The organism is Endozoicomonas sp. ONNA2, from assembly GCF_024606365.1.
GTDB lineage: Bacteria > Pseudomonadota > Gammaproteobacteria > Pseudomonadales > Endozoicomonadaceae > Endozoicomonas.
Map to the genome: position 1 here is coordinate 1 of NZ_JAHHPO010000963.1, position 1,081 is coordinate 1,081.

1 protein-coding gene is annotated in these 1,081 nt (G+C 41.4%); it reads right to left on the minus strand.

The window, feature by feature from the left end:
* Positions 1 to 922 (minus strand): hypothetical protein (locus KDK14_RS17050; RefSeq protein ID WP_257266383.1); only part of this gene is annotated, 922 nt, incomplete at its 3' end.
* Positions 923 to 1,081: the final 159 nt, after the last annotated feature.

The following is a 1,081-nucleotide window of genomic DNA, read 5'->3' on the forward strand; positions in this document are numbered from 1 at the left end:
TGCAGAGCATTTCCCCTCCCCGTCGTATAAATTCCAAAAGCACAGGACCTAAAAAACCTTGGGGATATCCTGAAACCAATAAACAATTACTGCAATCATCAGGCAGGCAGTTGTTAATATCTTTTGGGAACTCAGCTTGTGCAACAGGTAAAAATCGGGTTAATGGTTCACGGTCATAGCATTTCACATTAATGTCTCCCATCAAACTAAAACATTTTTCAAGAAATGCCTGCCCCGAACCAATACTGATAACTGTTTTTGGAAAAGTGCCTTGATAAGCACTTTCGCATAGCGAGAGCATAACACCCAGAAATCTTTCGGGCTTTAAACGACCGCAGCCAGGAACCGCTATATAACGGAATAATATATTGAAAAGCTCAATATTATTCATAACAAGTTCACATAACACCTTTTTTGACTCTCTTTTTGGTTCTTGTGAAGCATCAGCATCAGGTACGGAATAAAAGGTATACAAAGCTAATATTTCAGCCGCAGCACTCTTTAGCTCAGGATTGCCAAGGCAATACGCTATTTTGGGACAGTTTGAAATAAATGTAGTTGTGGCTGACTCTAACACTTGCTGCGCTTTCTTCTTGAAGGGAGGCTCAAGGTCAGAGTTATCGGTAGATGCTCTTTTCATTGATTTGAGCGAATTTCCACTATTGATCGAAACAGCTCCCGTGATCGAAACAGCTCCCGCTACAGCAACAGCGCCCACAGTACGCTTGTCAACCTTTACCTCTTGGGAAGTTCCCGGCTGAATCGGAGCTGTTGTTTGAAATTTTAAGTTTACCGTTGCATCAGCAGAAGCAGATTGAACCTCATGATTCCCTAAAGTAGTCCTTTGTGCCATTGCTTCTTCATAAGACGGTGGCAGTTCATTGACAGGAGAAGATGCTGGAGAAGAAGGAGGATTAATCATAAAAGTGCCCTTTGTTTTATGGTGATCTTATGGACAACAAAAAACCAGACAAGTTCATGCTTGATTACAGGCTTTATAGATTTATCAAAACCAGTAAGTAGCTAACCATATGAAATCATATATTTCTGACTCCTTGTGCCGACACTCCCGGCAACTGCT